A 12,718-nucleotide genomic window follows, 5' to 3' on the forward strand; every position below is an offset into this window, starting at 1 on the left:
TTCAGCGACGCGATTGCGTGCGGTGGCCGCCGCCGCGATCGGCCGGCAGCGGCGGCGCGGGTGCCGCGCCGTGGCCCTTGTAGAGCGGCGATTCGAGATAGCGGGCGATTGCAAACCGCACCAGCACGGCAACGGCAGCCGAAGCCGGCACCGCGATCAACAAGCCGACGAAGCCGAACAGCGCGCCGAAGGCAAACAGCGAAAACATCAGCCATACCGGGTGCAGGCCGACGCTTTTGCCGACCAGCCGCGGCTGCAGGATGTTGCCCTCGATGAACTGGCCAATGAAGAACACGACCGCGACGGCGACGATCATGGTCCAGTCCGGCCAGAACTGGACGAAGGCGACGCCAACGGCCAGCACCAGCCCGGTCAGCGAGCCGACATAGGGAATGAAGGAAATCAGCCCGGCGAACAGGCCGATGAGGATGCCGAAATTCAGCCCGGTCAGCGTCAGCCCAGTGGCATAAATTGCGCCCAGCACCAGGCACAGCGTGCCCTGGCCGCGCACGAAACCGGCGGTGGCGGTGTTGATGTCCTTGGCGATACCGCGCACCGTCGCGACGTTGTCGCGCGGCACCCAGCTGTCGATCACCGCCACCATGCGGTCCCAGTCGAGCAGCATGTAGAAGGCGACCACCGGCGTCACCACGAACAGACTGACCACCGAGACCAGCGCCACGCCGGAGCTCCACAGCGAGGTGAAGACGGTGGTGATGAGGCTGAAACCGGACGACAGCAGCGAACTCAAGCCGTCGCGCAATCCATTGGCGTTGACGCCGAATTTCTGCTCCAGCCATTTCGGATCGAAGGAGGTGAGCAGGCCTTGCAGCTTGGTCAGATATTCCGGCAGCTTGGCCGCGAAATCGGCCATCTGCGTGGCCAGCACCGGAATGAGGATGACGAAGGCCAGCACCAGCACGACGAGAAAGGTGATGAGAATGACCACCGTCGCCATGATGCGCGACAGGCCGAGCCGCTCCAGCCGGTCGGCGACCGGATCGAGGAAATAGGCAAGCACCATGCCGGCAACGAAGGGCAGCAGGATGTCACTGAAAACATAGAGGAAAAGCGCCAGCAAGGCAGCGCCGGCCAGCCAGAAGAAGATCTGTCGGCGAAAGGTTTCGGACGCAACGATGTCGGCGGCCGCAGTCTCTATGACCGCCGCCTCTTTGTCAGGTGTCCGGATTGGAGCCTTCGCCATAGCCGCTCATGTGCCTCAGCCAAGCCACGAGATAGGCCGCGGCCGAAGCCACGGTCAAGACCCCGGACAGCAATATGAGAGCTGGCCTCAGCGGGTCGAGGTGAACGACAAGGGCGAGTTCGCCCAGCACAGTCGCGGCCAGCACGATCTGGATGGCGGTGTTGGCCTTCGACACGAACAGCGGTTTCATCTCGACCGGATGGGCCATGACGGTGGACAACACAACGGCGCAGACGATCAGCGCGTCGCGCGACACCATGGTGACGACCAGCCACAGCGGCAACTGTCCGATGAAGCCCATGACCACGAACACCGAAACCAGCAGCAGCTTGTCGGCCATCGGGTCGAGATAGGCGCCGAGCCTGGACTGCTGGTTGAAGCGGCGGGCGATGAACCCGTCGACGCCGTCGGAAATGCCGGCGATGAGGAACCCGGCAAAGGCCCAGTCCCAGCGCGCCTGCAGCATCGCCAGCACCACCGCCGGCACCAGAAGAAGGCGCAGGAGGGTGATCAGGTTGGGGACGGTCAAATGCTTGGCACCTCCTCTCGGTCGGAGATAGATGATGAAGATGGTGGGTGGCAACAAGGGAGAAGCTGCCGATCTCCCCGCAAGGGGGAGATTGGCTGTCAGCTTGGCTTTCGCCAATCACCAGCGCCTATGCGCGCGCCCTGTCCACGGTTTTGTAGGCCGAGATGGCCGTTATCCTTGCGGACCGAAACCGTTCATGCGAAGAGCCCGCGACAAGGAAAATTGTTGAACGGGCACCCGAAATGAGCAAGCGCGACGTGAACAAGCGCAAGAACGGGCTCACCTATGCCGAGGCCGGCGTCGATATCGATGCGGGCAATCTCATGGTCGAGAAGATCAAGCCGCTGGTGCGCGCGACGCGCCGGCCGGGCGCCGACGGCGAAATCGGCGGCTTTGGCGGCCTGTTCGACCTCAAGGCCGCCGGCTTCACCGATCCGGTGCTGGTGGCGGCCAATGACGGCGTCGGCACCAAGCTGAAGATCGCCATCGATGCCGGCAAGCACGACTCGATCGGCATCGATCTCGTCGCCATGTGCGTCAACGACATCGTCGTTCAAGGCGCCGAACCGCTGTTCTTCCTCGACTATTTCGCCACCGGAAAGCTCGATCCCGACCAGGGTGCCGCGATCGTCGGCGGCATTGCCGAGGGCTGCCGCCAGGCCGGCTGCGCGCTGATCGGCGGCGAGACCGCCGAGATGCCCGGCATGTATCACGGCAACGACTACGACCTCGCCGGCTTTGCCGTGGGTGCTGCCGAACGCGGCCAGCTCTTGCCCACCGACGACATTGTCGAGGGCGACGTGCTGCTGGGCCTGGCTTCCTCGGGCCTGCACTCCAACGGATATTCGCTGGTGCGCCGCATCGTCGCCGTCAGCGGCCTGGCGTGGAGCGACCCGGCGCCGTTCAACGACGAGGTCACTCTGGCCGAGGCGCTGCTCGAGCCGACCCGCATCTACGTCAAGTCGATCCTGAAGGCGATCCGCAACACGCATGGCATCAAGGCGCTGGCTCACATCACCGGCGGCGGCTTCCCGGAAAACATTCCGCGCGTGCTGCCCAAGGATTTTTCGGCCGAACTCGACCTCGAAGCGATCGACGTCCCCCCCCGTGTTCTCGTGGCTGGCCAAGACCGGCGGCGTGGCGCCGGAAGAAATGATGCGCACCTTCAATTGCGGCATCGGCATGATTTTGGCGGTTGCGTCCGGCCAGGCGGCGCAGGTCGCCGCCGTGCTGCAGGAGGCCGGCGAGACGGTGACGCCGATCGGCCGCATCGTGCCGCGCAGGGATGCCGGCGTCATCTATCGGGGCTCGATCGGCCTATGAGCGCGCAGAGGAAACGTACTGTCGTCTTGATCTCGGGGCGCGGCTCCAACATGACAGCGCTGATCGCGGCGGCCAGCGACCCGGCCTTCCCGGCCGAGATCGTCGGCGTCATTTCCGACAAGGCCGACGCAGCCGGTCTCGGCATCGCCAGGGCGCGCGGCATCGCCACACAGGTCATCGCGCTCGCCGACCATGGCAGCAAGCAGGCGCATGATGCCGCCATCGACGCGGCGCTTGCGGCCTTCAATGCCGAGATCGTGGCGCTGGCCGGCTATATGCGCATCCTCACATCAGGCTTTGTCCAGAAATGGCAGGGCCGCATGATCAACATCCACCCTGCCCTGCTGCCGGCTTTCAAGGGGCTCGACACCCATGCGCGCGCGCTGGCCGCCGGCATGCGCATCCATGGCTGCACCGTGCATTTCGTCACCTCCGAGATGGATGACGGCCCGATCATTGCCCAGGCAGCCGTGCCGGTGATGGTCGGCGACACTGCGGATACGCTGGCTGCCCGCGTGCTGAAGACCGAACACCGGCTTTATCCTCTGGCGCTGGGGCTGGTCGCCGAAGGCAAGGCGCGCATGGAGGCCGGCCGCACCGTGCTTGCCCACTTTGCCGACGATGCCGACAACGGCACCTCGGTGGTGATGGCCCCCGACCCGCTGCGTGAGGAAGCCGACCTCGAGCACCTGGCGCGCATCACGCCGTGAGAGGCCTGGATTGGGGATGACAGCATGGTGCTTAGCTTGGATCCGCCAAATCAGACTTCACGCCAGGCCGAAACAGACCGGCTGAGCAGAGCTTGGCTGGAAGGACTAGAAAGCGGCCCGTTCGAACCCTTCGACATAGAGGCGATCAAACAAAAGGCCCGCCCTCGGCTGACTAGTTTCTCTGATTCTCACAAACGCCGATGAAACAGCTTCTCCTCCTGCGCCACGCAAAATCGAGCTGGGACGACCCTGCTCTCGATGATTTCGACCGTCCCCTGGCCGAACGTGGATTGATGGCAGCCCGCTTGATGGGACGTGAGCTTGCGGCGCGCGACTGGCTGCCGGAACTGGCGCTGGTGTCGCCGGCACTGCGCACACGCGACACCTGGCGGCTGGTCGCTGCGGAACTGCCTGCGCATCCCCAGGTCGTATTCGCCAAGGCGCTCTACGATGCTTCAGCGACGGATATTCTGAGCCAGCTTCATCAAGCCGACCCGGCGAGCAACAGCTTGCTGGTGGTCGGCCACAATCCGGGCCTGGAAGATCTTGCCAAACAGCTTGCCGGACCAGGGTCAGAGGCGAAGGCGCGCAAGAAGCTCGAGGAAAAGTTCCCGACGTCAGCTCTTGCGCGCTTCATCTTTGAGAGCGACTGGTCCGGCCTGTCCTCCGCCCGGCTGACACATTGTCTGCGGCCAAAGGATCTGGGCTAGAATCCAGGCGCGGCAGGCCAAACCTTCCGCTTGATATCAGTTGCCCCAGATGCCCTGGCCGGAGTCAGGCCGGTTGGTTGCGACCTTCATCTTGGTATCCGCAGCCTTGTGCCCAGCCACGGTCTTCACCGAGCCGGTGACGGCGTGGTCAACGCTGACAACCGGCTGGTTGGCATTGTTGGAGCCGTAGTGGTCGCTGCCGGCAAAGGCGCTGCCCGCGGCAACGAGAATGGCGGCGGTGGTGAGAGCGATCTTGTGCATTTTCAAGTCTCCTGGTTTTCCGTTAGGCGGCGTCTTGGGAGGACGGTTCCGCTAACGACAAGACCAGATGCCGTCCGATTTTATTCCCGGAAGCGGCGATACTTTGTGGATCATCGGTGGAATTCGGTGGTCGGTCGCCGACTGGGCATCGGCATCGTCATGCGCAAAAAACAAGAGCGGCGGGCCAAGCCCACCGCGCTTTGTAATCAAGTAATCCAAGGCCTGCGTTGTTCAGTGACCCCAGATGCCCTGGCCAGACTGAGCCGGCACCTTGGCGTTGGCGTCGCCCTGTGCCTTTTCGGACTTCAGGATCGAGCCGGTGTGCGAGGTATCGATGTTGGAAAGCGACTGGCTGGCAACCGGCTGGTTGGCATTGTTGGAGCCATAGTGGTCGCTGCCGTTGGCAAAGGCGCTGCCCGTGGCAACGAGAATGGCGACGGCGGTGAGTGCGATCTTGGTCATTTTATTTACTCCTGATTTTGAGATTGGATATTTTGAGATTGGATTGACTGCGACTGGTCTGGGAAACGCGATTAGCGGTTGCCGAACAGGTTGCGGTCGGAACCCTGCGTGACCGGCTTCTCGACGGTGGAGTTCGACTTCTGGATCGAGCCGGTGAACGAGTTGTCGACGGTAGCAGCAGGCTGATTGGCGTTGGCCGAGCCATAGTGGTCGCTGCCGGCAAAAACAGTGCCCGTGGCAACGAGGATGGCGGCGGCGGTAAGAGCGATCTTGGTCACTTTATCTACTCCAGTGTTTGGTCTGTCCGTCTGGTGGCGTGCCCTTGGGAGGAATTTCGCGTCGCTCGGACCACCCCGAGATGGGTTTGCCTTGCCGCGGATTCCAATCACGAAGATGTTCCATAGGCCGTGTGAATCCGCCCCTTGAAATTCAGCAAAGGGGCTCGGCGGGCATAATTTTTGTAAGCAATATCAGCCGCTTAATGAAAAAGTGATTTTCCGTGCCAAGGCATTCGGGCCGCCGGTGTTCACCACGTGCTGCACGGTTCGTCAACAGAAAACGAACCGATCGGTTCGATTTAGGAGAATCGGCACGCTCTGGCGCTTTCTTTACGATGCCGAAGCGCACGAGGATCTCGACACCCAACCGGGACGACAAACCGGCCGCTTAAGGACCGGTCATGCGGTGGCACCGCGGGCCCGTCATGGCGCGCCCAAGCTTTCAGCTGGTTTTCAGCCGCCGGGCGAAAAGGATTATCCGCTATTTATGCCGGGGCGTTCAAACCCCAGCACGTCGCGCATGTCGTATTCGCCGGGCGGGCGCCCCGCCACCCAGAGTGCGGCGGCGATGGCGCCACGGGCGAACATGACGCGGTCGCCGGCCGCATGCGACAAGGTCACCGTCTCGCCCTCGGCGCAGAAGCTGACGCTGTGCTCGCCGATGATGCTGCCGCCACGCATCACCGCAAAGCCGATCTCGCCGGCCGGACGCGGGCCGATGACGCCGTCACGTACACGCCTTGCGACCGTCTCCAGTTCGATGCCGCGCCCGCCGGCCGCGGCTTGGCCCAGCATCAGCGCCGTCCCCGATGGCGCGTCGATCTTGTGGCGGTGATGCGCCTCGACAATCTCGACATCCCAGTCGTCGGGATCGAGCGCACGTGCCGCCCGCTCGACCAATCCGACCAGCATGTTGAGCCCAAGCGAAAAGCTGCCGGAGCGCACGATGGGAACCGTTTTCGCGGCGTCGGCGATAGCAGCCAATTCAGAAGTATCGAAGCCCGTCGAGCCAATGATGAGGGCCGGCCCGTCGCGTTCGGCGCAAACCCTGGCCAGCTCGGCCGACGCGGCCGGCGTGGTGAAATCGATCACCACATCGGCCATGGCAAGCGCCTCGTCGAGGCTCACCAGCCCTTCGCCGACGATGCCCGGCCGGTGGAAGCGGGCAGCGAGCGCCAGCCGCGCATCGCCCTGCACGGCGTCCGCCATCTGGCGGCCCATGCGGCCCAGCGCACCCGAGAGGGCAATCCTGATCGGTGTTTGGGGCACGGCGCTATCCCCGCGGCTATTTCCACATGCCGCGCATGCGCGCGCCGATGTCGACGCGCACCTCCGGCCGGGCCGCCCTGCCCTGTGCCGTCTGCGCGCTCGGCCACGATACCTGCTGGAACGCGGCGAGAATCGAAGCGGGGATGAAGCGGGTGCGCGAGGCATAGAGATGGCGGTCGCCGCGCGCCGCCTGGCCGTGCGGAAAGAAGCGCTGCGGCATGACCAGGTTGAGATTGTCCTTGGCCCGCGTCATCGCCACGTAGAGCAGCCGGCGCTCCTCCTCGATATCCTCCTTTGTGCCGACGCCGAGATCGGCCGGAATGCAGCCGTCGACCGTGTTGAGTACGAAGACATTCTTCCATTCCTGGCCCTTGGCCGAATGGATGGTCGACAGGATCAGATAGTCCTCGTCACGATGCGGCGGTCCGGCCTGGTCGCTGGTGGCGTCCGGCGGGTCGAGCGTCAGTTCGGTGAGGAACCGTTCGCGCGAGGCATAGCCAGAGCCGATCTGCTCGAGCTGCAGCAGGTCGGCCCGGCGCGTCGTCGCATCCTCGTGGATGCGCTCCAGATGCGGCTCGTACCACAGCCTGATCTGTTCGAGATCGGCCGGCCATTTGGCGCCGGCCCGCAGGCCGGAATAGAGTGAGACGAAGCCCGGCCAGTCGTCCGCTGCGCGTTGCGGCGGACGCCAGCCTGCCAGCCCCATCGCTTCGTCGAGCGCCGTCGTCATGGTCTCGACGATCTGCGCGGCGGCCGAAGGGCCGATGCCCGGCATCAGTTGCAGAACGCGGAAGCCGGCGACCCGGTCGCGCGGGTTTTCGGCAAAGCGCAGCACCGCCAGCACATCCTTGACATGGGCGGCATCGAGGAACTTCAGGCCGCCGAACTTGACGAAGGGAATGTTGCGCCGCGTCAGTTCGATCTCCAGCGGCCCGCTATGATGCGAGGCGCGAAACAGCACCGCCTGGGATTTCAGGGCCGTGCCGGCTTCGCGCTCGGCGAGGATGGTGTCACAGACGAAATTGGCCTGCTCGACCTCGTCGCGCACGGTGACCAGTCTTGGTCTGTCGGTCGACTTGCGCTCCGACCACAGGTTTTTGGTGAAGCGCTCCGAGGCCTCGCCGATCACCGCATTGGCGGCGGCAAGAATGGTTTCGGTCGAACGGTAGTTGCGCTCCAGCATCACCACGTCGGCGGCTTGCGCGAACTGGTTTGGAAAGTCGAGGATGTTGCGCACCTCGGCGGCACGGAACGAATAGATCGACTGCGCGTCGTCGCCGACCACAGTCAGCCCGGCGCCGTCGGGTTTCAGTGCCAGCAGGATGGAGGACTGCAAGCGATTTGTGTCCTGGTATTCATCGACCAGCACATGGTCGAAACGTCCACCGAGATGCATCGCTATTTCAGGCTCGGCCGCCATCTGCGCCCAGTAGAGCAGCAAATCGTCGTAATCGAGCACGTTTTGCGCCTGCTTCGCCTCGACGTAACCGGCGAACAATTGCTTCAACTGCTCCGCCCAGCCGGCGCACCAGGGAAAGGCAGACCCCAGCACCTCGTTAAGCGGCGCCTGCGCGTTGACGGCGCGCGAATAGATGGCAAGGCAGGTTCCCTTGGTGGGGAAACGCGCTTCCGTCTTCGAGAAGCCGAGCTCGTGGCGAACCAGATTCATCAGGTCGGCGGAATCCTCGCGATCATGGATGGTGAAGGCCGGGTCAAGCCCGATCTCCAGCGCATAGTCGCGCAGCAGCCGCGCGCCGATGCCGTGAAAGGTGCCGGCCCAGGTCAGCGCATCGGTGATGACAGCGGCATCGCGGCCGAGCACCTCGCCAGCGATGCGCTCGACACGCCTGGCCATTTCGGACGCGGCACGCCGTGAAAAGGTCATCAGCAGGATGCGGCGCGGGTCGGCGCCCTTGACGATCAGATGGGCGACACGATGCGCCAGCGTGTTGGTCTTGCCCGAACCCGCGCCGGCAATGACCAGCAGCGGTCCGGCGATCTTGCCGTCGCCATGCTCGACGGCCTGGCGCTGAGCATCGTTCAGCCGGGCGAGATAGGCAGGCTGGACGGTCGGTTCCCGAAAGGTCGAATCAGCGGTGGCGAGGTTCATCGCCCATCAAGCATCGTTTCTGCTTTGTTCGCAACGCCGATGCGAGGCAGACTTACCCCTGCGGACCTGGGGCAGAACAGATCGCGCCTAGAGCGGTTCACGGCTTGATGGAATCGAAGGGGATTCCCGATTTGTCGGTTTTGTGATTCAAGATGCTGGCTGGAGTGGAGGCCAGCATCTGATGACCCGACCTCTTTCCAATGATCTTCGCGAGCGGGTTGTGGCTGCGGTTTTGAGCGGCGAGAGCCGGCGGTCTGCTGCGAAACGGTTCGGCATTTCGATTTCGGCCGCGGTGAAGCTGTTGCAGCGCCATGGGACGACCGGCTCGGTGGCGCCGGGCAAGATGGGTGGACATCGCAAGAGGGTACTGGAGCCGCACCGTGCCTTCATCGAGGCGCGTGTCCGTGAGACACCGCATCTGACGCTACACGGTCTGAAGGATGAGTTGGCCGCGCGCGGGGTTAAAGTCTCGCACAACGCAGTGTGGCTGTTCTTGCGCCGCGAGGGCCTGAGCTTCAAAAAAACGCTGTTCGCCCTCGAACAGGCACGCGCTGATATTGCCCGTAGGCGTCAGCGATGGCGATCCTGGCAGACCGGCCTCGACCCGCAGTGCCTGGTCTTCATCGATGAGACGTGGATCAAGACCAACATGGCTCCGCTGCGCGGTTGGGGACCGAAGGGCAAGCGGCTGCGCGGCTTGGCTCCGCATGGTCATTGGCGCACGCTGACCTTCCTCGGCGCACTGCGCTGGGATCGGCTCGCGGCACCTTGCGTCTTCGACGGACCGATCAACGGCCAATGCTTCCGCGCTTATGTCGAGCAGCAGCTCGTCACCGTTCTGAAGCCCGGCGACATCGTCATCATGGATAATCTGGGAAGTCATAAGTCGGCGGCGATCAGGCAGATGATCAAGGCTGCCGGCGCCAGGCTTTGGTACCTGCCGCCCTACTCTCCGGATCTCAATCCGTGTATGGATGGCTCCTGCGGGTCAAGGGTGTCGGATCAGGTTTGGTGAACAGGTCGGTTGCGGCCATGTATACGGCGTCTGAATGTGCAACGGGATCGCTGCGCGCCCTGATGAATATCCGCTTGGAGAACAGGTCCCACTCAATCGAGCGCGCTCGAGGCGCTTCGGATTGATCGGGGTGTCCTGGTTCTTCGTCTCCGTTTGTTCGCCATCACCTCACTTTGCCCTGACCATTCCGAGAGCCAGTCAGGCTGTCTGCGGCTCGTAACGCGATCCGTCCCTGAGGACGGCGAAGATTGTTCTTGCCATGCGATGCGCTAAAGCGATGGCGACGACCTTCGCCTTCTTCCGGTTCAACATGCTTGATAGCCAATCCGATCCCGGCTCGCGCTTGAGCCTACGTCTAAGCATGATCTGCGCCATGGCGCCCAGATACAGCAAACGTCGGATATAACGGTTGCCCATCTTCGAGATCCGGCCCACCCTCTGCTTGCCGCCGGTGGAGTGCGGTTTGGGCGTGAGGCCGAGCCACGCCGCATAGTCTCTCGCGCAATCAAAATTGTCGACATCCGGCGTCGTCGCCGCGATGATCGTCGCCGTCAGCATCCCCACACCAGGGATCGTAGCCAGACGCTGGCTTGTCTCGCTTTGCTCGTAGGTCTCTTCGATCTCATCGGTCAACCGCTCGATCCGCTTGTTCGTCTCAGCCAACTGATCGAAGAGCAAACTCACGGGCATCCGGGCCACTTCCGGCAGCAGATCCAGTTGTTCCTTCAATCGATCGACGTTCTGTGCGCCCTTCGCCGCAATGATGCCGAACTCCGTCATGTGGGCTCGGATAGCGTTGCCTATCTGCGTGCGTTGGCGAACCAGAAAGTCCCGCGTGCGGTGAAGAACCAGAACCGACGAGCAGGCTTCGCTCTTGATGGCGACAAACCGCATCGAAGGGCGCGTCACGGCTTCACAGATGGCGGCCGCGTCTGCGGCATCCGTCTTCCCACGCTTCACGTATGGCTTCACATAAGACGGCGGCATCAGACGGACGTCATGTCCCATCTGCTGAAGTCTGCGTCCCCAGTCGTGAGAGCCTGCGCAAGCCTCCATGCCGATCAGGCATCGCGGACGCTTCTGGAAAAACGCGAGCAACTGGCTGCGGCGAAGCTGGCGGCGCACGAGAACCCGACCGTTCTCGTCTACACCATGAATCTGGAAGACGCTCTTTGCGAGGTCGATACCGACTGTGGCAAGCTCTGACATGGATGGCTCCTCCAAACGGGACAATGACAGCCCGACTATGGCGCAATGCGACGCCGAGAGCAGGAGCCATCCACATGGGGTAATCGCGGGAGCGAGTTGCCCTAGAAATCAATCGTAGTCTTGGAGGGTGGCTGTTCCCCGATAGGATGGAAATACGGGCTCACGGCTGACGCCGGGCCCAAACATCGAATGGAGAACAGCCATGGAAGAATATATCGGTCTCGATGTGTCGATGAAAGAGACGGCAGTTTCGATCCGCCGTGAAGGCGAACGGATCTGGCGCGGGAAGTGCGCATCTGATCCCAACATCATTGCCGAGCTTGTCCGTAAGCGGGCGCCAGCTGTAAAACGAGTGGTGTTCGAAACGGGGCCTCTCTCCGTATGGTTCTATCATGCGCTACGCGCCAAGGGATTACCGGCAATCTGCATCGATGCCCGTCACGCCAAAGCTGCGCTCGATATGGCGGCGAATAAGACGGATGCGAATGATGCCGATGGTTTGGCGCAGCTTGCAGAAGTCGGGTTCTTTCGCGAGGTGCGCGTGAAAGGTTTCGACAGCATGTTGACCCGGACGCTCGTGTCGGCTCGCACCCGGCTGGTCCGAATCACCACCGAGCTTTCAAACCAGATCCGGGGGCTCATGAAGACATTCGGGTTGCTCGTTCCTGCAGGTAAGGGAACCACATTCGAGAAGAACGTTCGGGGCCTTCTTATCGATCACAAGGAACTTGCTCTTATCGTGCTGCCGATGTTGGAAGCCTGGCGCGGGATACGGATTCGTGCCGCCGAGCTTGGGCGCCAGCTCGTCGCAGATGCACGTCAGAGCCAGGCATGCCGCATACTCATGTCGATCCCTGGCATCGGCGCCATCACCGCAACCTCCTTCGCCACTGCCATTGAAGATCCGGGCAACTTCAAGAAGTCCCGATCTGTTGGCGCCTGGATCGGCCTGACGACGCGCCGCTACCAATCCGGAGAAGTCGATTATGACGGCCATATATCCCGACGCGGTGACCGCCATTTGCGAGGGCTTCTCTACGAAGCAGCGTCGGTCATTCTGACGCGTAGCACGACCGAGAGCACCCTGCGGACATGGGGCCTCAAGCTCCGCGAGAGGATCGGCTTCAAACGCGCGGCCGTTGCCGTAGCGCGCAAACTGGCGGTCACGATGCATGCGATGCTCAAGACTGGCGAGCTCTTTGATCGGAACGCAGGAGCAACAACATGAAATTTGCGGATAGCGTTCAGGATCTGAGCGCCTGAGACGTCCCTGCCGGGACGTGGGGCCGAGCCATTCCGCTGATGGGGTTGCACCGCTGACTCAGCAAAGTGCGTCGTCCACATTGAAGGCTCCTCCCGCGAAGCTCCATCATGCGGCGACCGATGTCGACCGCGAAGACAACCGTGTACCCGGCAAACGCATCTCCAAGAACGAAGATACTTGACGTCCCCACGGCGATTAGACAACACCATCAATCGAGCAGGCCTTCGCCAAGATCAAACACTGGATGCGCCAGGCTCAGAAACGCACCGTCGAGGACACGTGGCGCCACATCGGCCACCTCGTCGAAACCATCGAGGCAGCCGAATGCAAGAACTACTTCGAAAACGCAGGCTACGCTTCCGTCAAAACGTGAA

The 12,718-nt window shown here is 62.7% G+C and carries 11 protein-coding genes and 3 pseudogenes; 6 read left to right on the forward strand and 8 right to left on the reverse strand.

Annotated features, from left to right (window positions below; translation table 11 throughout):
• Window position 1: 1 nt before the first annotated feature.
• On the reverse strand, window positions 2-1,204 hold the full coding sequence (locus tag HB777_17135; GenBank protein QND65454.1) for an AI-2E family transporter: 1,203 nt from the start codon (window positions 1,202-1,204) through the stop codon (window positions 2-4).
• Window positions 1,176-1,733, reverse strand: coding sequence for a CDP-alcohol phosphatidyltransferase family protein (locus HB777_17140; GenBank protein QND65455.1), 558 nt, complete (start codon window positions 1,731-1,733; stop codon window positions 1,176-1,178). Before HB777_17140 ends, HB777_17135 begins: the two co-directional genes overlap by 29 nt.
• Before the next feature lie 242 nt (window positions 1,734-1,975).
• Between HB777_17140 and HB777_17145 the strand changes: the two are divergent.
• The 3 genes and pseudogenes from HB777_17145 (at window position 1,976) to HB777_17155 (ending at window position 4,476) form a co-directional block, all read left to right on the forward strand.
• Window positions 1,976-3,056 (forward strand): annotated as a pseudogene (locus tag HB777_17145) (phosphoribosylformylglycinamidine cyclo-ligase).
• Window positions 3,053-3,766 (forward strand): phosphoribosylglycinamide formyltransferase, encoded by a 714-nt coding sequence (locus HB777_17150; GenBank protein ID QND65456.1) that lies wholly within the window; start codon window positions 3,053-3,055, stop codon window positions 3,764-3,766. The pseudogene HB777_17145 and the gene HB777_17150 overlap by 4 nt, the downstream one beginning before the upstream one ends.
• A 200-nt stretch (window positions 3,767-3,966) precedes the next feature.
• Window positions 3,967-4,476, forward strand: a complete 510-nt coding sequence (locus HB777_17155) for a histidine phosphatase family protein (protein QND65457.1) — start codon at window positions 3,967-3,969, stop codon at window positions 4,474-4,476.
• Between the two features lie 36 nt (window positions 4,477-4,512).
• On the opposite strand, the gene HB777_17160 is transcribed toward HB777_17155, so the two are convergent.
• The 5 genes from HB777_17160 to HB777_17180 form a co-directional block, all read right to left on the reverse strand.
• Entirely contained in the window at window positions 4,513-4,737 is a 225-nt protein-coding gene (locus HB777_17160; GenBank protein ID QND65458.1) for a DUF680 domain-containing protein, read from the reverse strand.
• Window positions 4,738-4,968: 231 nt separating this feature from the next.
• Complete coding sequence (locus HB777_17165; GenBank protein ID QND65459.1) at window positions 4,969-5,199, reverse strand: DUF680 domain-containing protein; 231 nt, start codon at window positions 5,197-5,199, stop codon at window positions 4,969-4,971.
• 71 nt (window positions 5,200-5,270) lie between these two features.
• Window positions 5,271-5,477 (reverse strand): DUF680 domain-containing protein, encoded by a 207-nt coding sequence (locus HB777_17170; protein QND65460.1) that lies wholly within the window; start codon window positions 5,475-5,477, stop codon window positions 5,271-5,273.
• A gap of 474 nt (window positions 5,478-5,951) precedes the next feature.
• On the reverse strand, window positions 5,952-6,746 hold the full coding sequence (locus HB777_17175; protein ID QND65461.1) for a 4-hydroxy-tetrahydrodipicolinate reductase: 795 nt from the start codon (window positions 6,744-6,746) through the stop codon (window positions 5,952-5,954).
• A 16-nt stretch (window positions 6,747-6,762) separates the two neighbouring features.
• The gene (locus tag HB777_17180) at window positions 6,763-8,856 is read right to left on the reverse strand and encodes an ATP-dependent helicase (protein ID QND65462.1); all 2,094 of its coding nucleotides are present in this window, start codon (window positions 8,854-8,856) and stop codon (window positions 6,763-6,765) included.
• A 181-nt stretch (window positions 8,857-9,037) separates the two neighbouring features.
• On the opposite strand from HB777_17180, the pseudogene HB777_17185 reads away from it, so the two are divergent.
• Window positions 9,038-9,823: pseudogene (locus HB777_17185) on the forward strand (IS630 family transposase).
• Between the two features lie 246 nt (window positions 9,824-10,069).
• Here HB777_17185 and HB777_17190 read toward each other — a convergent pair.
• Window positions 10,070-11,080 (reverse strand): IS110 family transposase, encoded by a 1,011-nt coding sequence (locus tag HB777_17190; GenBank protein ID QND65463.1) that lies wholly within the window; start codon window positions 11,078-11,080, stop codon window positions 10,070-10,072.
• A 202-nt stretch (window positions 11,081-11,282) separates the two neighbouring features.
• Here HB777_17190 and HB777_17195 point away from each other — a divergent pair, with 202 nt between their 5' ends.
• Complete coding sequence (locus HB777_17195; GenBank protein QND65464.1) at window positions 11,283-12,308, forward strand: IS110 family transposase; 1,026 nt, start codon at window positions 11,283-11,285, stop codon at window positions 12,306-12,308.
• Window positions 12,309-12,555: 247 nt separating this feature from the next.
• Window positions 12,556-12,717: pseudogene (locus HB777_17200) on the forward strand (IS630 family transposase).
• The last annotated feature ends 1 nt before the right edge of the window (window position 12,718 follow it).

This window comes from Mesorhizobium loti, assembly GCA_014189435.1.
Lineage (GTDB): Bacteria > Pseudomonadota > Alphaproteobacteria > Rhizobiales > Rhizobiaceae > Mesorhizobium > Mesorhizobium loti_G.